Genomic DNA, 23575 nt, shown 5'->3' with positions numbered 1-23575 from the left:
TCGCTAGAGCTGTTGTTTAATGTTATCGCCTTGCCTACCTACTCACATGGACGTTTTGCAATGACCAAGATTTTTACGATTGGCGATAGTATCTCTCAAGGTTTTATGTCGGGAAGCGCCGCCAACACTAGACTGAGTTACAGTACACTCCTAGCCGAAGCCTTGGGTGAAACTAACTATCGCTACTACCGTTGGGATGAGCGCTATAAAACAAAAATTGATTTAGAGCGTATTTTTCGTGCATTGGAAAGAAAGTTTGGTTCGAATATTCGAGGACTGGAATGGCTCAATGCTTTTTCAGTTATTAATGGCGTTTTAGATCAAGCCGAAGATTATTATGAACGCGGCGAAGGTATGCCTGGTCTTCCGGTGGGTAGCCCTTTTGACAGTACCGGGTTTCATAACGTTGCTGTAGAGGGCATGGATGTAGGTGATGCATTTATGGTAACGCCGCAATCTTGCCTTGATGCAATAGCAAAGGGAGATGCATCTGGCGATGGCTACCTTCACGCTGTGGGCAATCCGTTTTCCAGAAACGCTTATCGTATTCTCAACCCACTTGGCGATAAGGGAATGGCTGAGTTTGGCAACTTTACCGCCGTTGATTGGTTGAAGCGCTGCGCTAAAGAAGAAGGCGTAGAAAACCTCTTTTTATGGCTAGGCGCAAATAATGCCCTTGGTACTGTATTAAGCCTAAGTATTCAGCAAACTCCTAACGATCCTGAGCGAGTGTTAAAGGCGTCTCGTGAAGAGCGCAGTAAATGGAACCTGTGGCATCCCAACGACTTTAAAGCAGAATACACCGCATTGTTAGACAAGGTGGTAGATGCAATGCAAGAAAACAAGGAAGCTGATTGGAAAGTTTTTGTGGGGACAGTCCCCTTGGTAACCATAGCCCCTATTGCTAAAGGCATGGGCGAAAAAAGAGTGATTACCGACCCTTCTCGGCCTGGAAAAAAAGCACTTTATTACGAGTTCTACTCTTACTTTCCTCTATCCGATTCAGCTGCAAAAGACTGTGGTAAATATCTCCCCTTTAGAGATGCACTGTTTATTGACAAAACCATTGTTGAATTTAACCGCATTATTACTACGCTTGTTGCAAAGAAGAATAAGGATTTAGGGCGTGAGCATTTTCACATTGTCGATATCGGTAGAGATCTCACCGATATGGCTTGGAAGCGAAACTTTGGCGAGCCTTCATACCCGCTCCCTGAAGCGTTACAGTTTATTTATCCGCCCATAGATACCAAATATTACGATACGTCGCCTGAGGGGGATATCGCGTCGGGGGGCATTTTCAGTTTAGATGGCGTACACCCCACTGCCATTGGCCAGGGCATTATTGCTGAAGAGTTTCTAAAAGCAGTTAAAGAAGCCCGCCCCGAGGAGAATGTTAAATCGCTAGATTGGCAAAAGATAATCGCCAGCGATTCATTGCGAGCCAAACCAATAACTCTGATGCGAGAGCTATATGAGCACGATAAATTGGTGAAATTTATTTGCTCGGTTGGGGATATTATTAATCTTAAGGACTAGGACCTGTTGCCCTTATCGGCATTTCGTTTAACCAGTGACGCCATGGCTTTTAAGCCAGCCATTTCCACCATACAAACACGAGAAGAAAACCAAACAAGTACAGTAAGCCTAAATAGCTAACGGCGGTAACCCATGTACTCGGCGCTGCATCGGGATGCAGTTGACTGCGGGCAACCAACCTGTGATTAAGCCATGCAAATACAGGGGTAGTAGTAAAGGCCAGCGTCATGGCAAAGCCAAGCATGGCGAGTAATGCAGATTTAAAAAACAATACAATAACAAAGCTGACGGCAGCCATAACAAGTAGCACTCCAGTAACTAACCTGTTGCTCACGGCAGTCTTAGTAGGCGCATTGGGTTGAGACAAATCATTTTTGCCTGATAGCAACGACATACCTTCAGCAACAACTCGCGCATAGCCGTCGTAAACAGTCAGTGCTGAACCAAAAATACACAAAAAAGCCACCAGTGCGATAAGCCAATGCGCCCACTCGCCTATAGTGGTGGAATACATGCTAATTAGCTGATGAGAAAAACCTATACCGCTTGTTGCTAAGTTTTCCCCGCTAGAATGTAGTACCAACGCCCCTAAACCGAGAAACAAGATGGCAAGAAGCACTGTTACTGAGTATCCAAGGTTAAAATCGAACAGCGCGTTTTTAGGAGTAACTGTTTTATCTTTGCATTGTCGCTTAAGCCATAACGACGTTATTGATGATATTTCAATGGGAGCGGGCATCCACCCCATAGTAACCACTAAAAAACCTAGTGTCGCTAGAGTCCACGGTGAAGGTGAAGGTTCAGCGGGCTCTCCTAAATCGGTATTGGTATAGCGCAGTAAGGCGACGATAAAAACTGCAATAGTAGCTACCACCAGCACGCCCATGATGGCTTTAGCGATATTGTCTAATCCCTCAAAATGCCCCGCTAGTAAAATAACTAAAATAAGACTAAGTACTATAGAAGACGATGTCGTAATGGAGATGTCGAAGGGCATAAAGTACGAGAGCAAACTTGCTGCAAAGAGTAAAAGCGCGGCGGCATTAACCACACAAGCAATCATATTTAAACACATTGCTGACGCTAGATACCGCTTCCCCATACTCAAATAGCCTTGCTGTAGAGTATTTTGGGTACTAATGGTGTAACTAACCCCCGCTCTGAAAAAGGGGTATTTGAGAATGTTCACTACTAGGATAAGAATAGCCAGCTGCCAACCAAATTTTGCCCCAGCTTGCGTTGAAGCCACTAGGTGACTTCCGCCTACGGCCGCTGTTGCCATCAATACTCCAGGCCCTAAAAGCGATAGCAGTGCGCGAATGCGAGACATTAACAACATATAAAACGGAATACTCTAAGCATTAAATTAAAATTAATGGGCAAAGATAACAGGTAAATTAAAAGCTATACATAGCGCCCGTGAATAAAAAAGCACTGTTATCGCGATAGTCACCGCGCTCAAACCCCTGCCCTTTAAATAAGTAGGCACCGCCAATTGCTAAGCGTAAATTGGGCTGCACATTATAACGCCAGCGCGCTTCTAGTTGGTGACCAATGAAGTCATCTACATTCACTGGCGCTTTTTGATACCACAGAGCTTTATAACCTAGTAGCACATGATGAGCCGAACTCGGTTTGCTTATACTTCTTAATCCTACTGTTTTAAGGTTTCGTCTTGGCATGGCCTGATAAACATCGGTTGGGCCGAAGTCGAAGCGTCTTACCCCGAACAGACTGTCGAAGTTCTCAATGGTGTCATCCGACGCATTATTGTCTCCACTGATGTAGTCGAATTCTGCACGCACAAAGGTATTAGCGCTAACCTTTTTACCTAAGTAACCAAACAACATATAAGCTCGAACATCTTTGTCTAATGAGTCATTTACGGCGTTGGTTTCTCTCGCTGTTCCAGTTTGCCCTACTAGCTCAACATTTCCTTTCCAGCCATTTTCAAACGCTTTGGTGTAGTCGATAGAAAGGGTGTAAAGGTCTCTATTTGTCGTCGCTAACTCTTGTCCGTCGTCCTCTTTTAGCCAATAGCTCTGCAGCTTCAAGTTATTGTCGGGAGAAGTAATATATGCCCCAAACATACGTCTTTCACTAAAGCTTTTATCGAAGGCTCTTTCGTTACTGTCGATACTTTCCGCGTCGTTTGGAAATCGCGATACCGGCTGAATATAAAGCCCGCTAATATTCCAGTTTGAAAACGTGGCATCTACCACTATGCCATCGTAACTATTGGTTGCATTGCGATAGATGGTTTTTGCTAACAGACGTCGACTGCCATAGTCTAACTCCATACGCCCAACCTTTACCGCGTTAATATAAGATGAAGAAGTAGGCGTATACGATACAAATAGCTGAACTGGCTCAAGTGTGTTTACTTGGTTCGCTTTTAAGGTAGGGTCGTTATCATCAAGAAAAGCGCGAGAATCTCTCAGATCTAAAGTCGCGCTAACATTGTTATAACTTACCTGAGTATTCAAAATGACCCGTGTAGAAATACGCTCGTTATTTTGCTCTCGCTGTTCCCGTGTTGTGGGGAAAATAGGGTTGTGCAAAGATTCATAACGCACCCGAAATGAGCCAAAAAAATCGACATGTAATTGGTTATCAAAACTTTTCTTAGCGTTCCCTTTCAAACTGTTATGTGATTGAGACTTATCCGTTTCAGAGGCACTTGCAGTCAAAGTGAAGGTGATGGTAAAGATGAAGAATGCAAAAAGTGATACTAATAGCAGCTTTAATAGTGGCTGTGAAATAAAAGTCAGCGATGACAATACAGCTCGAGTAGAAAAATAAGGTAAAAAGCAACGTTGTGCGAGCATTAACTGCCCGAATAGCTTTAGCAGAAATGATAAACGGCAATTATACGCAATGCGCGTTTTAGCGCACTATTTGTGTGCTGCAAAACTATAATGATGAAACAGTCATTATATGTTTTTGATATAAGCGGCGGTGTTTCTATCGTCTTTCCAACACCGCCAACTACATTGTATAAGTTAAAAAGCGAGGGCAAGCCTGGTCTTTAACGTCTATCGTAATTCACCTTCTTTTGAGGGTGTTGATAGTAACCTTCTTTTAATAGGCGCTTAAATCTTGTCAACTTGCCTTCTAACGTCAGCTCTTCTATGCCTTTATTAAAAAGCGACAGAATTAACTGACTATCGGGCTTTCCTTTAGGCACTAAAAGATGAGTGGTTACAGTTGATATAAACGGCGTAATGCGCGCCACTTCATCCCGTTCCGCATCTGTGAACTCGCGCTCAAGTAAATACCAGCCTGTCAGCTCATCTATGGGAAATATATCAATATCTCCGTTAACTAATGCTTCTAGGTTTTCTTTATCTGTGGTTCGTTTTACAACATTTTTGTTGTTTTTAACGAAAGAGGCTAGCTCATCGTTGTAGAGATATCCCTCGGTAATGCCCATTTTCAAATCTGCAATATCGCTTAGCTTAGACCACTGTCGGTTTTCATATTTACTATTTACATAAAATATTAAACTTTCGGCACTTATTGGTTTGCTATGGAAAAACTCATCCTCTCTAGAGCGGATAAAATTGCCGTATGATAGCGCGTCAAACTCACCTGCGAGCGTGGCTTCTAAGGCTTTTTCCCACGGCATGGCCACATATTCCACTTCAACGCCGGTTTCTAACAGCGCATCGGTGATGATGTGGTTTATATAACCGTCATGTTGTAAATCGCTAGAGGTATAGGGTGCATACTCTGTTGTTGCAATTCTTAGTTTCAGCCACGCATGACCATGGCTTAACGATGGCACTAAGGCCAATAAAAAGATAATGGTGCTAACTATTCTCATGATAATTCCTCTTCGACCTTAGAAATAAATTCCAAGATTTATATTGAGTCTGTGCGTAGTGTCTTGAAGGCCGTCTATGTCGAGGCCAATGCCCGGACCACCTGAAAACCACATGTTCTTACCGCGAATACTATCGACATACATAAACAGCTTGTCCCAGCCTAAGCTGCAGCCGTTCACCCATTGAGAGGAGTTTTTGCCCGACGCATCCTCACCTTTCGCAAGGCTGAATTCTGAATAACAGGTAAGCGATTCAATGTGGTCAAAGTCGTACGGCACCGAGTAAATAAGGTTAGCAGAATAAGTTTGCCCATTGGCTGCAGCAAGAAACGGAAAGGTAAACGAAGAAAGGGCGAGACGATCGTCGGCCTGCCCTTCTGGAGCCTCAAGATTGTATTCGTAATCGATATACTGAAGCTCAAGCTTAATGTCGTTTTGCGTATGGCGCATATGCAAAGCAAATGCATTCATATCACCGCTTCGCGATGTATCTAAGTTGAGAATATTGCCATACTGATAAGAGGCACCAATTTCCGTTGTTCCCCCCCTAATAAAACGCCCGGTGTAATTAGCGCGAACGTTGTACTGGCCATCCTCGGAGTTTCTGAACTCGCCGTCGTCGGCAACATCAAAAGAGTAACGGGCAAATTTTGCGGCATCGTTGTACTCATCATTCATAAAGTAGGCAGCTTGGAAATCCCAATTGCCTCGCTGATGATTAATTTTAACGCCGGCGTCGTAGTCGTCCTCAAAACCGAGGTAGTAGTTTACTGAAAACCAAAAACTATTACTGGCAAATGGCTGCAGGCCAAAAGGCGTTTGCGTGATCCCGCCGGTAATTTCGGTTCTTTCGTTAAAGTGGTAGGTTAAATCGGCAAAGCGAACCGTATTAAAATCGACATTTTCATACCAACGATATTCGGCTTTATAGCTAAATTGATCAGATTCTCCAGCCACACCTAGCTTGAAAGATTCAAACTCAAAGCCATCTCTAAAATCTGGAATAAGCCAATCTTGGTGTCCGTAGTTAACTCGCGCATGACCGGATAAAGTAAAAGGCAACTCGTCGGCCAATACAAGCCCACTGCTAGTGGCCACGCTACTAATAATAAGCAATAGCGATAGGGAAAGTTTTTTCATTGAAGTTCCTACACTTAGTGTTGGCGAAACAGTAAAGAAGAAGGCTTACTACTGGTATTTTATTACCTAGCTTTCAAAAAAATGGTTCTACGACTAAAGGATAAGGCTATGGTATCAGTAACCTTACAAAATTATAACCTAACAACATAAACATTCCTTATGCTAACTGGCTATTGCGCTGGTTTGTAGTCAATATTTTGCCAATTGGCTTGGCTGCTAGATGCGGTTATAAATACCCAACGTTCAAGCACTTCCTTACATCTCTTTAGCCGTGTTATGTTTAAACGCGAGTTAGGCATTTATTTTTTATCAATATTTTTACGCACTTTTATTAGGTTATGGTGTCTCACACTTCTCAACGTAGCCTGCTTACGCATAATGAAAGAGGTAACATATGCATGCGATGAAACGTTCAATACTTGCTGATATTGCTGCTATAGCTGCTATTGCACTATTAATAGCCATCACCTTTTATTGGATTGAAGCGCGCAGAGAAGTCATTATTTTTTGTGATAAGTTTTCTCCTGGTATATCGAAAGCAAGCGTTGAGAGGTATTTAAATACCGCAGAGTTACTTTCTTACCGCACAGAATTTGTGGCTAATGGCAGCAAAATTGAGGCCTACAGTCCGCTACACCTTGGTATAATGCAATGCCGAATAAGCTTTAACAAACAAGATATTGTGTTGAGTGCAGTGGTAGATTAATACTTTCATGTTACAAAATGGTGCAACGTTTACACCCGCGCAACACGCTGTTTACCCAATAGATAAGAGTCGTAAAGGCATGCATACCATCTGTGTTTTTAGCACGTTCTAGATAACTCCTTCCCTCTATATTCCACTGTGCTGTAAACGTACAATTACGTTGTGTATTCTTAACGCAAGTTCCTTATCATGCAAAAACCAGATCACAGTGTCATCGAAGATGTATTTGCCTTAGTTAGCGCGGGTTTGTTTGTTGCGTTTGGCGTATTCTTGTTTCAATCTCAAGATCTTATGGTGGGCGGCGCTGCAGGGTTAGCCCTGTTAGGTACGTATGCGATAGATATTGATTTTGGCGTACTCTTTTTCTTAATCAATATCCCCTTTTACGCACTTGCTTGGACACAAATTAGCAAGCGATTCACAATCAATACGTTTATTTCTGTTACTACCGTATCGGTGTTAACAGAACAAATTCCAGCGTTTGTGGACATAAGCCATGTAAACCCCATTTTTGCAGCGGTATTTGGCGGCATTTTAATTGGTGTAGGCATGCTGATGATGTTCAGACACAGTTCTAGTTTGGGCGGCATTGGCATTATGGCGTTCTTTTTACAGCAGCGTTTTAATATAAGAGCCGGATTCTTTCAATTAACTGTAGATAGCATGATTCTTTTATGTGCGCTGGAGTTTATAGAATGGCATCTTGTATTGATTTCCATCTTAGCTGCATTCTGCTTGAATATGGTGATATCGCTTAATCATCGCCCAGAACGCTATTTACCAGCGTCGCAGAACAAAAACCAAGCAAACGATAGCGAGAACGAAAGCAATGATACGTTTGACGACAATAGCGACGATAGCATTGACGCAAACCTTCACCCGCAAAACAGCTAACTTTAAAGTCGCTATCGCACATAGCGGTTGAACAATGTGAGCAATAAAAAAGCCCAGATCATTATGCATCTGGGCTTTTGTGAGTTACTTATTTGTATCCTTTCTTACCGCGTAAAGCGATACCACCTGCTATTGCTTTTTCTGCACAGGTTTAGACGGCCGGCTTACCACGCCACGATTTACTCTTGGTCTTGAAAACGACGTACGCATACAAACCTCACTTAGTGTAAGTGCAGCGCTGCTGAGAATGAAACATTCACCTCACACGTTGCTGCCACTAAACAGTATAGGCTCAACTTGGGCTAAAACGCCTCATTCTTTTGTCGAATAGATGTTAATAACAATTTATGAAGTCAGGAGTTCAGAGAGCGACTTCAATGTCACCAAATTAACTGTTATTGATATCTGACGATGCGGGGGACACGGCTAGATATGCGAGTCATAAGTTCATAGTCGATGGTGCCTGCATGCTGTGCCACTTCACTTATGGAAATATTTTCTCCCCAAAGCTCCACCACATCGCCAACGCTAACGTTGTTAATATGGGTTACGTCTATGGTTATCATATCCATAGATACCCGCCCCACTAAAGAAGCGCGCTGACCTCTTATTAAAACTGGTGTGCCATTGGGGCAATGTCTTGGGTAGCCGTCGGCATAACCTATTGCCACGGTAGCTATTTTTGATGGCTTTGTTGCGCGCCATGTTTGACCATAACCTACACTCTCATTAGCAGGTATATCGCGCAGAGCAATTACGCTAGAACGCAGTGTCATTGCCGGAAGTAAGTGCTGCAGATGCGCGCTATCTGGAGATTCGCTAGGTTCAGCAGTAGTGACTTTACCACCGTAAATTCCTATTCCAAGTCGGTTCCATTGAGCCCGCGTGGATGGCCAGTTCACACTAGCGGGAGAGTTAGCGAGACTCACTGGCATAGATAACGACGCAACACTTTTTTTAAACGCAGACATTTGAGTTTGAGTAAAGTCATTGTCGGGGTCATCAGCACTGGCAAAGTGAGTCACCAATGTGGTTTCTTTCGTAATTAATACTTGGTGCTGCTCAACTATCTGAGCAATGTGTTCTAGCGGAAACCCTAATCGATGCATACCGCTGTCTACCTTAAGCCAAATGTGAGGGCGTTTATGCGCTTCACATTTTTGCATCCATTGCAGTTGCTCAGTGCAATGCATTACCAAAATGCAGTTATACTGCCATGCCATTTCACATTCTTTGGCTTGGTGAGCACCTTCAAGAACGACAATTGGTGCTGTTATTCCGGCTTCACGAAGTGCTACCGCTTCTTCCATAATGGCAACGGCAAACCGAGAAGATACGTGCTGAAGTATGCGCGCCACATTCACGGCTCCATGACCATACGCATCGGCTTTTATCACAGCCATTGGCTGACTTTGCTTTGCCGTATAAGCCAAGGTTTTAAAGTTTTGCAGTAGTGCATCTGCATGAATAATGGCTTGAGTTTGACGACTCACAATAAAACACTCACAGCAAGAATAATCCTTTTATAAAACAAACCACACAATTGTATCATGAGATCTACGTTACCGTATTTGTCTTTGTGCCTGGGAAAAGCACACGTATTGATTGGCGCTAAGAATAGCGAACAAACGTTTCGTCCAAATGCGATTGCCGTTATGCTTAACACGACGTAATCAACTGTTTAAAAGAGTTTTCTGCATGACACCGCAACCGCCTGTATCTTCTCACTCACTACTTAACGACTTGGAACGCATTGTGTCTGAAGGGCGAAATCCCGACACACTCGAACTCGACACCCTCTCCACCGTTGACGTGCTATCAAAAATTAACGCGGAAGATGCAAAAGTTGCGGCAAGCGTGGCAACTCAAATTCCTGCTATTGCACAAGCGGTAGATGCTGCTACGAAAAGCATTAAGGCTGGCGGCCGGCTCATTTATATCGGCGCTGGAACCAGCGGCAGACTGGGAATTCTAGATGCCGTTGAATGTCGCCCCACTTTTAGTGTGCCAGACTCATTGGTATTGGGCATTATTGCTGGCGGAGATAAGGCCATCGTGCATGCCGTTGAGGGCGCAGAGGATGATCGTGCGGCGGGCAAAACCGACCTATTGGCAATTTCACTAACAGCAAACGATACAGTAATAGGTATTTCCGCCAGTGGCCGTACGCCCTATGTAAGCGGTGCTTTAAGTTATGCAGCCAGCATTGGCTGTTCAACAGCAGCCATTGCATGCAGCCCAGATGCTGCAATATTTGAACCTGCGGCAATTTCTATCTGCCCGGTGGTGGGGCCTGAAGCACTAAGTGGCAGTACGCGAATGAAATCGGGTACTGCACAAAAAATGATTTTGAATATGATTAGTACCACTACCATGGTGAAGTTGGGTAAAACATACGAAAACCTAATGGTGGATGTGAACGCAACCAACGAAAAGCTCAAAGCGCGGGCTTGCCGTATTGTTATGCAGGCTACCGAGTGTGATGAGAATACCGCCATACAGGCACTTAACGCCTGTGATAACAAAGCAAAAGTGGCCATTCTAATGGTGCTTACCGGCAATGATGCCGAACAGGCAACTAAAATTTTAACCAAACACCAAGGTTACTTAAGGGAGGCTGTAAGCAGTGAAAATGAAGCGAAGCGCTAACTTGGCTTCTTGGGGTTCAGCATTCTGGGGGGCAGCATTCTGGGGTTTCGTATTCTGGGGTTTCGTATTTTGGATTATAGCGACCTGGCTTTCTGTCTCTAATGCTTCCCACGCTGAAAGTCTCAATACTGATGCGAGTAATGCCAATGCCAATGCCAATGCCAATGCCAATGCCAAGACTACTTACCAAGAGAATGCTCATCTCAACTATGACTATTTCACTTATAACAACCATGACCTAAATGTAGGTGCAGAGCAGTTCGATAAATACCTTTCGCTATTGGCGGGTAAACGCGTGAGCCTAGTGGTAAATCAAAGCTCAGTGGTTAATTATCGCTCACATGAAACTCAACATTTGTTAGACGCCTTACTTGCTCGCAGCATCAATGTTGTAAGCATTATGTCGCCCGAACACGGGTTTCGAGGAAACAAAAGCGCAGGTGAAAAGGTAAGTAGTGAAGTAGATGCTAAAACCGGCCTGCCCATTCACTCTCTTTACGGAGCTTTGAAAAAACCTTCGCCAGACATGCTTAAAAATGTCGATATATTGGTTTTTGATATTCAAGATGTAGGCGTACGTTTTTATACTTATTTGAGTACGCTGCATTACGTTATTGAAGCAGCCTTCGAACATAATATCGATGTTATTGTACTCGACAGGCCTAACCCCAACATTGCCCATATTGATGGGCCAATTTTAGAACCGAAGTTTAGCTCTTTCATTGGCATGCATCCTATTCCTGTTTTACACGGCATGACGTTAGGAGAGCTTGCGAGAATGATAGTGGGTGAAAAATGGCTGGATACACATTCCCGCGCTGAACTTTCCGTTATCCCCGTGGCAAATTATACCAGAAGCACTTCCTACTCTCTTCCTATTGCACCTAGCCCTAATCTGCCTAATGACAATGCCATACGCTTGTACCCGACCCTATGCTTTTTTGAAGGCACCGCAGTAAGTATAGGTAGAGGTACTGATGTGCCCTTTCAGCTCATCGGTCACCCAGAAGTGAAATTAGGCGAGCATAAAATTGAGGTTAAACCCAATGCGGGAGCAAACAAACCGAAGCATAACGGCAAGACCATTTATGCCAATATCTTGAACGAAAACGATGTCGCATCAGCTAGCATTTCCGGCTTGAAATTACAGCCTTTGATAGACGTTTATCGCAAGATGAATGAGGCGCAAAAAACGTTTTTCACGCGCCCAGATTTCTTTGACAAACTTGCCGGAAATTCTTCACTTAGAAAGGCCATAATAATGGGCATCACTGCCAGCGAAATTAAAGCGTCTTGGCAGGCCGAATTGTCGCAATTTGAAAAACAGCGTGCCCCGTATCTTATTTATCCTTACAACGCTGCGAGCGATTAATATTTTGTGACCATGGGTATTACAAAAGGGTAATTGAATACAGGAGATAAGTCACTTAGGTCACATGTAAGCAAGCGCATACTCACAAAAAATAAAAAACAAAAACACCTAAAACTTGAACTTTAATCGATAGTAAGCACTCACAACCAACTAAGCTTTTGGAAATTTTTCGTTCAGAAGAGCGAGCAAAAAAAGGGGTTTTAAGCGAGATAAAAATCTGGTGTGCAAGTACTTACTTCATTCGGTTTTATTTTTAATTTTGCTACTTCCATGTTACCGGCGACTGACCTTTCGCTTCTAATTTTCCAACCAAAACTTTTATCAGAGTGTGCAAGCTTTGACTGGAAATTCGAGTGTCTGTCTCTCTATTTTTTTCTTTATTTGAGGGTCTGTCTTTTCCATCGCCTTCTTCAGAAATAGTAATAGCGTAGTCGTAAGTGGCGATACCTATATCTGCAAATTCCATTGCAGCTTTTGCACTGTAGGGCATTCTCAGTGCAGCAAAAACTACTGGCTTACTGAGAGACTTTGCTGTTTGCATAGCCTGTATTGAGAAGGCTTTAATATCAGACTCATTGGCCCTTTGCTTAAGTAAAGACGGTTGATCTGCACCGCCAAGTTCATAGTTAGCGTGTAATGGTGTGATGTCGCCTATCACCATTAAATCGGTTTGCGCTATAAGTCGCTTAGTTAACGCCTTATTCGGCAATACGGTGAGCGGTAAGCAAGCATATTCTGCATCTGGACGGCTGTCATATAGCGCCTTTTCGAAAGCTAAGCAGCGTGCCGCATCAGGCATAAGTGCTAACCACTTACTTTTATTCACTGGTAGTTTGTCTTTTCCAAAAAGTACCGTGACAGACGCCTCAGAAAGCGCTTTCTCGATTTGATTTCCCTTTATAAACAAGGTGCTATTGCTCTTAGCCACTTGGGTAGGTTTGTGAGAATCTGACCCCGTTTCAGACAAGCCTTCACGGTTTGCCCCAACCTCTTGCAGCCACCACGACTTAGGCTTGCTTACAAAGCGCGCTAGTTGATTGTGTTGCTTCATTCTTAATATGCGCTGATAGGAAGCCTTTAAATCTTTTACTTTCTCACCGCTCTCCATTGTTTGTATAGCAATGCGTTCTATCATCGCGCTGAACGCTTCTATGTCTTTACCATTGCGAATGGTGTAGGGCATAAGCGCAATGTCAGCACCGGCGTCAAATGCTCGTAAAACAGCGTCCTCTTCTGTGAAGAATTGAGAGATACCGGCCATATCAAGAGCATCGGTAATAATAAGGCCGTTAAACCGTAAACTGTTGCGTAAGGTATTGGTCAAAATACGCTTCGACAAGGTAGCCGGTACCACTTGCAACTCACCTTTTTTATTTCTAATGGTTGTGTCGTCTAAAGCAGGATATTGAATATGCGCTGTCATCACCATTGCAGGTGGCATTGCACTATTGATGATATTTGCAAAAGGCAGTAAGTCACCAGATTGTGCTTCTTTTAGCGTGTGGTCTACGCGAGGTAAACCCGAGTGACTGTCCACATGGGTGTCTCCGTGGCCGGGAAAGTGCTTCACCGCACTTAACACACCAGCTTTTTGCATTGCCGACACAAACGCTTCGCCAAGCTCTGCAGTTTGTACGGGGTTTTCACCAAAACTTCTCACGTTAATAACTGGGTTTTTCGGTTCGCTGTTGATATCGATAGACGGTGCAAAATTCGTATTTATCCCCAAAGGCAATAAGGTTTTACCTATGTGCTCGCCCACATTTTTGGCGAAAATATTGCCATGTTGATGCGCTGATGCACCAATAGCGAGGTTTCCAGCAAAAGCTGGCAGTATAGAATGGGGTAAGCGTGCGACTCTTCCCCCTTCTTGATCAATGGCAATGAACAAAGGGCTTTGACCCGCTTTTTGCATGTGTGCTTGCAGTGAATAATTCAAACTAATCAGCTGTGATGCATTTTCTATGTTCTCGCTGAACAAAATAATGCCACCAATGTTTTGATTACTTAGTAACGTTAACAATGACTGGGGCATTGCAGTTACAGGCTTACGGCACTGTTTACTTGGCGTGTTGTCTTCACAAAAATAGCGAATGTCGAGAATTAACTTTTGCCCAATCATGTGTTTCACAGCGTTTAAGCTAATAGCATTACCTGACGGAATGCCTAACGCAGCGCTATGACTTGTTTGCGCGTAGCTTGGAAATGACGCGCAAGTGAAAAGCGTACTTGCAATGAAAAGCGTGTAGGTGAAAAACAATGAGCACGTTGTTTTGCTAGTGCGTAGAGTAACTTTTTTGAACGTAAAAAATGACAATGTTTATCTAATCCTTGGTAACAACGCACACAATACGGTAGGCTACTATAAATCAGTAAGCTAGCACAGTGTAAGCTATTCTGATCGCCGCTAAATACGCAGTTCCTCTGCGAGTTAGTCACGTTAGTAAGCGCCACCCACGCAATTTATAAGTACGTTAAGATTTGGAAAGTAGTATGGATTGGATGTCAGTCATCCCCCCTATTGTGGCTATTGCCGTTGTTTTTTGGAAAAAAGAAGTCATTCTTGCATTGGCACTTGCTGTGCTGTGCGCTGAAGCGCTAATACTCGTTAATACCAGTATTACAGAGAGCTACCTTGCTCCCATTAATGCTATTGAAAGAGTAGTAGGCACCGCCTCGAGTCCGGGTAATACCAGAGTATTACTTTTCTCAGTATTAGTTGGCGCGCTGTTAGCTTTTATACGCGATTCGGGTGGAGTAACCGCCACGGTAAATTTTTTGGTAGGGAAAGGCGTAGCAAAAACACGCAAGCAAGTTGGCGGACTTACTATGTTTACCGGCATTGCAGTCTTTATAGAGTCTAATTTAAGCGTATTAACCGCCGGTATTTTCGCCCGAGGTTTATACGATAGATTTGGCATGAGCCGAGCGCGGTTAGCCTATATTATCGATTCAACAAGTGCCCCTGTCTGTATTTTAATTTTACTCAATGGCTGGGGGGCATTCATTTTAAGCCTGCTCGACGCCTACGAACTGCCCGCCTCTTCTGCTTCTATTTTGTGGGGCAGCGTAGTATTTAATTTCTATGCTATTTTCACCTTGCTCATTGTGGCTTACACCATATCGGCCGACAAGGTGCACGGTCCCATGCTTGAAGAGGAAAAGGCTCTCTCACAAACCGATGTAACGCAACAATCGGCACCTGCAACAAAAGCGCGCTTTATGATACTGCCACTGTTGGTGATGGTGCTCAGTATGGTTGGTTTCATGTTTTGGACTGGTGATGGTGTACTTTCTCAAGGCAGTGGCAGTAAATCTGTACTTTATGCTACTGCGTTAGCAACCGCCGTTGCTTATGGTTTATTACTTGTTCACAAACGATTTACCCATAAGGAAGCGGTAGATATTGGCTTTAAAGGAATGGGAGAACTTCTTCCACTGGTTACTATAGTGTTGCTCTCGCTTACCCTTGGTAATAGTCTTAAAGATCTGGGAACCGGTGTGTTTGTTGCCGGTATTGTAGGCGAATACCTACCCATTGTTTTCATTGTTCCTATGTTGTTTATTGCAGGGGCGGTTATGTCCTTCACCACAGGAACATCGTGGGGAACATTTGCCATACTGATCCCCATAGGCGTTCCCTTAATTCAAAGCTTAGGGTTACCGCCTTCACTGGTTGTAGCAGCTATACTTGGTGGTGGTATTTTTGGCGATCATTGCTCTCCTATTTCAGACACGACCGCAGTTTCCTCATTAGCTGCGGGGTGTGATGTGTTAACTCACGTAAAAACACAAATACCTTATGCACTTTTTGCCGGTGTACTGACACTTATTGCGTACTTTATTGCCAGCGTTATTATGCTGGGTTAACTAACGCGCGTTGATCTTCAATTAGGATACAGGAGCTCCAAATGATACAAAGGATAATACTAGTAGCAGCCATTTTTCTCACCGCGAGCTGCACCTATACCGCAACTAATACCGCAACTAATACCGCAACTAATAATGCCGAGCAAATCCAAAACGCAAATAAGCAGCATGCTGTAGCCATGCCAGACAGCTATAGTGCCGACGCGGCGATGGCAGTATTGCAAGAAGGTGGAAACGCAATTGACGCCGCCATTGCAGCACAATTTGTACTTGCAGTAACGTTACCCGAGGCGGGCAATATTGGTGGCGGTGGCTTCATGACCATTAAGTTTGAAGACACCACAGATTTTCTCGACTATAGAGAAATGGCTCCTGAACGCGCTCATCGTGATATGTACCTGGATGCTAATGGCAATGTAAAACCTTATGAATCGCTATTTGGTGCTAAAGCGTCTGGCATTCCTGGCACAGTGGCAGGAATGTGGGCGGCCCATAAAAAATATGGCTCGCTAAGCTGGCAACGCTTACTTGCTCCGGCGGTACGTTTGGCAAAAGACGGTTTTATTGTTCACAGTAAGCTTGCCAACAATATTTCGAACTATATTAGCCGCACTCAAGAAAACAATATAAACAGCAACTTTGCGCAGTATTTTCAGCAAGCAAAGGCGGGAAGCCTGTTTAAACAACCTGAATTAGCGAACACGCTTCAAACAATACAAAAAGAAGGAGAGCGTGGATTTTATGAAGGTGATGTAGCTAACCTCATTGTAGGTTTTATGGCGCAAAATGGCGGCTTGATTAGTCACGATGACTTGGCAGCCTATAAAGCAGTGTGGCGCGATCCTCTTCAAATTAGCTGGCAAGGTTACGAGTTAGTTACTGCGCCCCCTCCTAGCTCAGGCGGTGTAGCTGTAGCACAGTGGATAGGCATGCTAGAAGCATTTACAGCCAATCGCGAACTCCCAGAGCAAAACAGCAGTGAATACATCCATATTATGTCAGAGATTGGTAAACGGGTGTTTGCCGATAGAGCGGAATATCTTGGCGACCCTGATTTTGTGAGCGTGCCGGTAACAGCGCTCACTCAGCCGCAATATATCGCCAACAGAGCAAAAGAGATTCAACCAAACAGGATTTCATCTACGCCAAATGTAAAACCTGGCTTACCTGAAAGTGAAGACACGACGCACTTTTCGATAATTGATAAGTGGGGGAATGCAATTGCCAATACCACAACCATTAACCTTACGTTCGGCAGTGGAGTGGTAGTTACAGGCGCAGGCTTTTTGTTAAACGATGAAATGGACGACTTTAGTGCCAAGCCAGGCGTACCAAACTTCTTCGGTGCCGTGGGTGGCGAGGCCAACGCCATTGAGCCGTATAAGCGCATGTTGTCGTCTATGACACCCACCCTAGTAACAAAAGACAATAGTGTGGTACTTGCAACGGGTTCACCAGGCGGAACTACCATTATATCGTCGGTAGCACAGTCGCTTTTAAATGCTCTGCTTTACGACATGAGTGCTGACGATGCAGTTAACACCCCGCGCTTTCATCATCAGTTATTCCCTAAAGACACAATACGAATGCATGATGGATTTAACGCTAACACAGTGCAAAAACTTAAAGACATGGGGTATGTGATTGATAACAGAAGATTTGGCGATGTTCATCTTATAAAGCGCACTGCTAAAGGGATTGATGCGGCCTCAGAAGCAAGTGGTCGTGGTAAAAGCATAGTGTTACCCGCCGAGTAAAAGCCAGGCGAAGCGCTTTGCCAGCAAGCCCCAAACACTGGCGAATGCAAGGTTTTAGAGCAGCAGTGCGGTATCGATGGAAATATATTCCGATGCCGCCTTTTGCAAACTTTGTGCAGTAAGTGCCGGTACGCCGTATACCTGTACGGTTTTGCCCTTGGCTTTCAGTGCCTCAACGAGTATGTCAAAGTCGCCGTCGCCAGACACTAAAACCACCTCATCTACGCTGTCGGCGTGCTGCAGCGCATCTACCGTAATGCCCACATCCCAATCACCTTTGGCCGAGCCGTCAGCTCGCTGTATAAAAGGTTTGAGCTTTATGTCAAAACCAATGGCTTTCAGTATATTTTGAAATTCGCGCTGCTTGATATCACCTCTGTCTATGGCATAGGCAAATGCTTTTACAATTTCACCGTTGGCGTTAATTCGCTGCCAAAAGCGATTGTAGTTAAAGTTACGCTTGTAAGCCTGACGACAGGTGTAATACACATTTTGGACATCGACTAAAATAAGAACTTTTTTCAAAATACACTCAAAAAATAAACCGGATAACCCAGTGTAACAGGTAACTACCTACCTTCATGCTCTAATAAAGGCAGTGAAATAGATAGTGACTTTGCTCACAATCATTAAGAAGCAAACAGCTGGTTTATATCTGCAAATGCTTTGAATTCTAATGCATTACCAAATGGGTCTTTGAAGAACATAGTGGCCTGCTCACCTGGCTGACCTTTGAAACGAACATAAGGCGAGATTATAAAGTCGATGTTCGCAGCTTTAGCTTTTTCGGCTAGTGCGTTCCAATCTTCCATTTTTAGCACCACACCAAAATGAGGAACGGGGACTGCGTGATCATCAACGCCGTTGTATGCCGGCGGTGAAGGCATTTCATTAACGCAGTGAGTTACCAACTGATGTCCGAAGAAATTCCAGTCTATCCATTGAGTATCACTACGCCCCTTTTCACAGCCGAGAAGCTCGCCATAAAATGCATTAGCATCGTTTAGGTTCGTGACTGGTATAGCTAGGTGAAAAGGTTGTGGCATAGCGAGTCCTTATTATAAAAATTTCTTAAGCAGTTTGAGTTTGAATTTGGAAAACGGCGCATATCTAAAGGGCACATCAAGTGCAAATGAGCGCTTCATCACCGTTTTTAAATGACTGAATGTATCGAAGCCTGCGCGCCCATGATAACTGCCCATTCCGCTATTGCCTACTCCGCCAAACGGAAGCTCTGGGTTTGTCATAAACAGCATAGTGTCGTTGGTACAAACGCTTCCTGAACTGGTTGAGCTAATAATCCGGTCGAGTACCTCGTCGTTATCACTGAATGCATATAGAGCAAGTGGCTTTGCCCTTTCGTTGACTAAGTTAATACCGTCATCGAGTGAAGGCACGGTAATTACGGGCAAAATAGGGCCGAAAATCTCTTCCTGCATAATGGCGCTATCAAGGGATGGTTCTAGCACCAAAGTGGGCTCCATCGCTGGGCGCTCTTCATTAAAATCGCCGCCGTACACAACGTTCGCGTTATCTAAATAACTGCGTAAGCGACTTAAGTGTCTTTGGTTAATTATGTTTCCATAATCCGGTGAAGCCAATGCCGATTTGCCGTATTGTTTTTTAAGTTCTTTTCTCAAGGCTTCTATAAGCGGCTGCTCAAAACCCTTTTCAACAATAATATAATCGGGCGCAACGCAGGTTTGCCCAGCGTTCATCCATTTTCCCCAAACAATTCGTCTGGCAGTTACTTTCAAATTGGTATTTTTGTCAACGAAACATGGACTTTTACCGCCAAGCTCTAAGGTAACTGGAGTTAAATGACGAGCGGCAGCACTCATTACCACCTTACCTACCGCTTCACCGCCAGTATAAAAAATGTGGTCCCATTTACAGGCCAGTAGCGCAGTGGACTCTTCTTTTCCACCCTCGATAACCTCGACACAAGACACATCCATATATTGAGGGATAAGCTTTGCAATTAATGCTGAGGTTTCAGCAGATAGCTCCGAAGGCTTTAATACCGCGCAATTACCCGCGGCTAGCGCTGCAATGTAAGGCGCTAGTAATAGCTGTAATGGGTAATTCCACGCCCCAATAATTAATACCGTACCCAGTGACTCCGGTTGCTTATAGCTTTTCCCTGGCCAGGCCACCATAGGTGTAGACACCTTACGAGGTTTTACCCACTGGTCGAGATGCTTAAGCGTATGGTCTATATCTGACAATAAAAAGCCCTGCTCTGCCACCATAGCTTCCGTTTCACATTTTCCTAAGTCCTGCTTGAGCGCGTCTAGTAACGCCGCTTGATTGTCTTCCAGCATACGCTTTAATGCCAACAATTGCGTTTTGCGCCAGTCGAGTGATTGCGTTTTTCCAGAGCGGTAAGCGGCGTTTAGTTTCTTAACATTATCGATGTAACAGATACCTGGTTCGATGGCATGAAGAGTTGGTCTATTTGGCATATGAAGGCTCCACTGGCTTTGTCAGCTTGGAAAATAATAACTACTGTTACTACATTAATAGGTATGTTCTGCGTGAACGCAACTTAATTGTTAATTAATGTTGAGGTCGGCTGATATTTGAGGTGCGAATTTAAACCAATCCGCGTAGATCTAAAAAACTGTAGATTAAAAAAAACCTAGCAATTGCTAGGCTTTTTAAGAACTTTGTAAGCAGAACGAGTAATTATGCGTCGTATGGGTGGCGCAGAACCATAGTCTCTTTTCTGTCCGGGCCTGTAGAGACAATATCAATTGGCACGCCAGTTAGCTCTTCAAGGCGCTTAATGTAGTTCTTCGCGGCTTGAGGTAAGCTATCAAACTCAGTGACACCAAACGTAGTATCTGACCAACCGGGCATTTCTTCATAAACCGGTGTGATTTTGTCGTAGCCGTCGGCTGCCATAGGCGGTACGTCTTTTACAGTACCTTCGGCATCGCGATAACCCACACAAATTTGAAGTGATTCTAAACCATCAAGTACATCAAGTTTGGTTAAGCAGAAACCAGTAATTGAGTTAATTTGTACAGCGCGTTTCATTGCAACGGCATCAAACCAACCTGTGCGACGCTTGCGACCGGTAGTAGCGCCAAACTCGTGACCTTTAACGCCTAGGTGCTGCCCTACTTCGCAATCAAGCTCTGTCGGGAAAGGACCCGAGCCAACACGAGTGGTGTACGCTTTAACAATACCCAACACGTAGTCTAATTTAAGCGGACCAAAGCCTGCGCCAGTTGCTACACCACCAACCGTAGTGTTAGATGATGTGACGTAAGGATAAGTACCGTGATCGATATCTAACAGCGTACCTTGCGCACCTTCAAACATAATGGGCAAACCGTTCTTATCGGCTTTATCCAGCTCGTCAGTAACATCAACTACCATGGCCTTAAGAATATCTGCAACTTCCATCGCAGCTTTTAAGGTTTCGTCGAAATCAACCGCTTCTTCACCATAGTACTGAGTTAGCGTGAAGTTATGCACGTCTAGCACTTCTTTCAACTTGGCTGCGAAATCTTCCGCATTAAATAAGTCGCCAACACGTAAACCGCGACGGGCTACTTTATCTTCATACGCAGGGCCGATACCACGACCTGTTGTACCAATTGCTTTTGCACCGCGTGCTTTTTCACGCGCTACGTCTAGTGCAATATGATAAGGAAGAATAAGCGGACAAGCTTCACTGATCTTCAATCGTTCGCGCACAGGAACGCCACGCTCTTCAAGCATAGTCATTTCTTTCATAAGTGCGTCTGGGCTAAGCACAACACCGTTACCAATTATGCAGGTAACATTATCGCGTAGGATGCCTGATGGAATTAAGTGAAGTACGGTTTTTTCACCGTCGATTACTAGAGTGTGACCCGCATTGTGCCCGCCTTGGTAGCGAACAACATACTTTGCGCGATCTGTGAGTAGGTCTACGACCTTGCCTTTACCCTCGTCACCCCATTGAGTGCCGAGTACCACAACGTTCTTTGCCATGAATCATATGTGTAAGAAAATTAGGCGGGGATTCTACAAAATTCTACGCAAAGGATCATCTGTTTTTCGAACAAAAATACGTCACAGAGAACAAAGTGTCTTTAAGGAACCATAGTCAAAATCGTGCTTGTCGCATTTTACACTAACTAACCCTCTCTTTTATAAAGAGTTAGTATGTAGCTAACTACTATCTTGAAGGTTTAACCTGAACAAACGGTCAGCCTTTGAAAAAACCGCTTTTTCTGCGTCAAAAATATCCTATGCAAAAAATAATAAAAGCAACGCCCCCATTATCACCAATACCCCACCTATTCGACGCAACTCATTACTGGGCTGTTGGCTTAATTTCTGGAGATAGTTACGCCATTTGTTAGGGAATAAGAGCGGCCCAAGCCCCTCAATAATCAATACCATGGCCAGCGCGGGTAAGAACCATGACATAGGGCCTCTCCTTTTTGTTAGTGCGTGTTTGTAACTGCGTATCAGTTAATCGTTAAATCTTGCTTGAGTGCTTAGACAGCGCGCTTAAATCAATATATTCAGGGGTATGATATAAACCAAAGCCAAAGCGCAAGCGACTTCCTCGGTAGTCGGTAAAAATATTATGCGCCTTGAGTGCGTTAGCTAGTTGCGCTGTTTCTTCTGCACTGCCTAGTTCAAATGTGAGGAAGTGGCCGCGCCGCGTTTCATCGCTCACCACCAGCGCTTTTCTGGTGAGCTGCTGATGGTCACAATTATCAAGCTTTGACAAAAAGTGACGCTGAATAGCCATAACATGCTTATCTATGGCCTCCACACTCAAGTTATTCTTATCAAATAATCGCAAAACTGCTCTCAACCTATACAATGCGGTAAAGTCCATGGTGGCACCAGCGAAACGCATGCCGTCGGTGCTATATTGAACTTCTCCTGAACGAGGCTTATCTAGCGTGCCGAATTCAGCAAACCAGCCTGTATATCTCGGGCGTAAGGTGCACCCGTTTGGAATGTGGGCAAAACACGCTCCTTCGCCAGCTTGTGCATACTTATAACTACCAGATAAGTAAAAAGCGCGCTGCTCAATATTTCGAAGGCTGGTGGTCTTTGCCATAAATCCATGGTAACCATCTATCACTATAAGGGTATCTTCGTTTTCTACGCTCTCTACAATGCCATCTAGATCTTCTACCACGTAACCTGAATTAAAAAACACGTGACTAAAAAACACTAAATTAGGCTGATGCGCCGATATAGCGGCTTTAAATCGCTCATTGAACGATTCGAAAGGCTGCGTAGGTACGCTCACAATATTGATATTATCGTGCTCGGCTAGGCGCGTTATTTGACGTTGAAAACTATGAAACTCACTGTCGGTAGAAACAACCGTAATAGCGTCAGAAAGGTCTAAACAACTCATAATGCGATACAGTAATTCATGTGTGTTCGATGCAAATACAATCTGCTCGGGCAAGCTGGTGTCGATAATGTGGCTTATTTTACGTTGTAGCTCGGGTACTAATGTTTCGAAAAAATACCCCCACTTCGCGTCAACATAGCGCGCACTGTCGTCCCAGTATTCAATCGTGGCGTCTTTGGTGCAGTCTGGCCAAAAATAATGACTGTGGCACGTATACTGTTGCTTGCCTTCATTCGCCTCAAGAAAACCGGTATAAAATTGCTGATACGCCATAACAAATTTCTCTTTATTTAGTCGCACTTACCTTAGCAAAACCCATCGTCGCTAGCATACAAACACGAAACTAAAAGCGTTGAAGGTGTAAAATGTTTAATCCACAGTATAAAATTTTATACCTAATCGGATTTCCAACCGCCAAAAATGTGCTATAAAATTAAGG

Annotated in this window: 19 protein-coding genes; 7 read left to right on the top strand and 12 right to left on the bottom strand. The window is 44.1% G+C overall.

Translation table 11 applies throughout. The annotated features are described in order from the left end of the window. Nucleotides 1-60 precede the first annotated feature (60 nt). On the top strand, nucleotides 61-1539 hold the full coding sequence (locus CW735_RS02425) for a hypothetical protein (protein ID WP_100970862.1): 1479 nt from the start codon (nucleotides 61-63) through the stop codon (nucleotides 1537-1539). 49 nt (nucleotides 1540-1588) lie between these two features. Here CW735_RS02425 and CW735_RS02420 read toward each other — a convergent pair whose 3' ends face one another. From CW735_RS02420 to CW735_RS02405, 4 genes are all read right to left on the bottom strand, one after another. Beyond that, the gene (locus CW735_RS02420; protein WP_100970861.1) at nucleotides 1589-2878 is read right to left on the bottom strand and encodes an NRAMP family divalent metal transporter; all 1290 of its coding nucleotides are present in this window, start codon (nucleotides 2876-2878) and stop codon (nucleotides 1589-1591) included. Between the two features lie 58 nt (nucleotides 2879-2936). Beyond that, a complete protein-coding gene (locus CW735_RS02415; RefSeq protein ID WP_100970860.1) occupies nucleotides 2937-4367 on the bottom strand; it encodes an alginate export family protein in 1431 nt (476 codons plus the stop codon). Nucleotides 4368-4567: 200 nt separating this feature from the next. Beyond that, entirely contained in the window at nucleotides 4568-5365 is a 798-nt protein-coding gene (locus tag CW735_RS02410; protein ID WP_100970859.1) for a substrate-binding periplasmic protein, read from the bottom strand. Nucleotides 5366-5383: 18 nt separating this feature from the next. Beyond that, on the bottom strand, nucleotides 5384-6505 hold the full coding sequence (locus CW735_RS02405) for a hypothetical protein (RefSeq protein WP_100970858.1): 1122 nt from the start codon (nucleotides 6503-6505) through the stop codon (nucleotides 5384-5386). 394 nt (nucleotides 6506-6899) lie between these two features. On the opposite strand from CW735_RS02405, the gene CW735_RS02400 reads away from it, so the two are divergent. Together CW735_RS02400 and CW735_RS02395 are read left to right on the top strand one after the other, a co-directional pair. Further along, nucleotides 6900-7211, top strand: a complete 312-nt coding sequence (locus CW735_RS02400; RefSeq protein WP_071978538.1) for a hypothetical protein — start codon at nucleotides 6900-6902, stop codon at nucleotides 7209-7211. Between the two features lie 189 nt (nucleotides 7212-7400). After that, entirely contained in the window at nucleotides 7401-8105 is a 705-nt protein-coding gene (locus CW735_RS02395) for a YitT family protein (protein WP_100970857.1), read from the top strand. 395 nt (nucleotides 8106-8500) lie between these two features. Here CW735_RS02395 and alr read toward each other — a convergent pair whose 3' ends face one another. Then, nucleotides 8501-9598 (bottom strand): alanine racemase, encoded by a 1098-nt coding sequence (gene alr, locus CW735_RS02390; RefSeq protein ID WP_100970856.1) that lies wholly within the window; start codon nucleotides 9596-9598, stop codon nucleotides 8501-8503. 205 nt (nucleotides 9599-9803) lie between these two features. On the opposite strand from alr, the gene murQ reads away from it, so the two are divergent. Then, the gene (gene murQ / locus CW735_RS02385; RefSeq protein WP_198520988.1) at nucleotides 9804-10754 is read left to right on the top strand and encodes an N-acetylmuramic acid 6-phosphate etherase; all 951 of its coding nucleotides are present in this window, start codon (nucleotides 9804-9806) and stop codon (nucleotides 10752-10754) included. Continuing rightward, a complete protein-coding gene (locus CW735_RS02380; RefSeq protein WP_232368346.1) occupies nucleotides 10732-12126 on the top strand; it encodes a DUF1343 domain-containing protein in 1395 nt (464 codons plus the stop codon). The genes murQ and CW735_RS02380 overlap by 23 nt, the downstream gene beginning before the upstream one ends. Nucleotides 12127-12388: 262 nt before the next feature. Here the strand turns inward: CW735_RS02380 and CW735_RS02375 are convergent, their stop codons facing one another. Further along, nucleotides 12389-14443, bottom strand: a complete 2055-nt coding sequence (locus tag CW735_RS02375) for a glycoside hydrolase family 3 N-terminal domain-containing protein (protein ID WP_232368345.1) — start codon at nucleotides 14441-14443, stop codon at nucleotides 12389-12391. Nucleotides 14444-14619: 176 nt separating this feature from the next. Between CW735_RS02375 and CW735_RS02370 the strand changes: the two genes are divergently transcribed. Together CW735_RS02370 and ggt are read left to right on the top strand one after the other, a co-directional pair. Further along, nucleotides 14620-15996 carry a Na+/H+ antiporter NhaC family protein gene (locus tag CW735_RS02370; protein WP_100970853.1) on the top strand — a complete coding sequence of 459 codons (1377 nt, stop codon included), beginning with the start codon at nucleotides 14620-14622 and terminating at the stop codon, nucleotides 15994-15996. 41 nt (nucleotides 15997-16037) lie between these two features. Continuing rightward, nucleotides 16038-17753 (top strand): gamma-glutamyltransferase, encoded by a 1716-nt coding sequence (ggt, locus tag CW735_RS02365; RefSeq protein WP_100970852.1) that lies wholly within the window; start codon nucleotides 16038-16040, stop codon nucleotides 17751-17753. 54 nt (nucleotides 17754-17807) lie between these two features. Here ggt and CW735_RS02360 read toward each other — a convergent pair whose 3' ends face one another. The 6 genes from CW735_RS02360 to CW735_RS02335 all read right to left on the bottom strand — a co-directional run bounded on the left by CW735_RS02360 (nucleotide 17808) and on the right by CW735_RS02335 (nucleotide 23409). Continuing rightward, nucleotides 17808-18278, bottom strand: coding sequence for a LabA-like NYN domain-containing protein (locus tag CW735_RS02360; RefSeq protein WP_071978531.1), 471 nt, complete (start codon nucleotides 18276-18278; stop codon nucleotides 17808-17810). A gap of 104 nt (nucleotides 18279-18382) precedes the next feature. Then, nucleotides 18383-18799 carry a VOC family protein gene (locus CW735_RS02355; RefSeq protein WP_100970851.1) on the bottom strand — a complete coding sequence of 139 codons (417 nt, stop codon included), beginning with the start codon at nucleotides 18797-18799 and terminating at the stop codon, nucleotides 18383-18385. A gap of 12 nt (nucleotides 18800-18811) precedes the next feature. Further along, nucleotides 18812-20218, bottom strand: coding sequence for an aldehyde dehydrogenase family protein (locus tag CW735_RS02350; protein WP_071978529.1), 1407 nt, complete (start codon nucleotides 20216-20218; stop codon nucleotides 18812-18814). A gap of 223 nt (nucleotides 20219-20441) precedes the next feature. Next, the gene (locus tag CW735_RS02345; RefSeq protein ID WP_071978528.1) at nucleotides 20442-21740 is read right to left on the bottom strand and encodes an adenylosuccinate synthase; all 1299 of its coding nucleotides are present in this window, start codon (nucleotides 21738-21740) and stop codon (nucleotides 20442-20444) included. Between the two features lie 258 nt (nucleotides 21741-21998). Further along, nucleotides 21999-22181: a DUF2065 domain-containing protein gene (locus CW735_RS02340; RefSeq protein ID WP_071978527.1), complete on the bottom strand. Its 183-nt coding sequence runs from the start codon at nucleotides 22179-22181 to the stop codon at nucleotides 21999-22001. A 52-nt stretch (nucleotides 22182-22233) separates the two neighbouring features. Beyond that, the gene (locus tag CW735_RS02335) at nucleotides 22234-23409 is read right to left on the bottom strand and encodes an aminotransferase class V-fold PLP-dependent enzyme (protein WP_100970850.1); all 1176 of its coding nucleotides are present in this window, start codon (nucleotides 23407-23409) and stop codon (nucleotides 22234-22236) included. Between the last annotated feature and the right edge of the window lie 166 nt (nucleotides 23410-23575).

Origin of the sequence: Alteromonas sp. MB-3u-76, assembly GCF_002831605.1 — a bacterium.
Classification (GTDB): Bacteria; Pseudomonadota; Gammaproteobacteria; order Enterobacterales; family Alteromonadaceae; genus Alteromonas; species Alteromonas hispanica.
This window is presented reverse-complemented; position numbering and strand designations above follow the sequence as displayed.